At 58.9% G+C, this 231-nt stretch carries 1 protein-coding gene; it reads right to left on the bottom strand.

Annotation, left to right across the window (positions count from 1 at the left end; all coding sequences use genetic code 11):
* On the bottom strand, window positions 1-231 hold a 231-nt coding region (locus R2R70_RS23560; RefSeq protein ID WP_410979428.1), incomplete at both ends, for a POTRA domain-containing protein.

Here is a 231-nt window from a genome sequence, read left to right as displayed (position 1 = left end):
AGGACTTGAGCGTCTCGCTATCACCGGTCACCTTCTCGCGCGAGTATTCATCATCGGAGAACCAGCCGAAGAACCCGCTCGGCTTGTCTTCCAGCTCCAGCTGTTCGCGCAGGGGCTCGTCATCGAAGGCATCGTTGCCGACGAGGTGGATCGGATGAATCTTGGCGATCGCTCCTTCCTTGACGTCGGTATTGACCTGTACGCGGTTTCGGTCGAGTTCCTCGACGGAGG

This window comes from Cobetia sp. SIMBA_158 (assembly GCF_046566945.1).
GTDB classification, from domain to species: domain Bacteria; phylum Pseudomonadota; class Gammaproteobacteria; order Pseudomonadales; family Halomonadaceae; genus Cobetia; species Cobetia amphilecti.
Note: the sequence above shows the minus strand (reverse complement) of the source record. Positions and strands in the feature narration are given on the sequence as shown.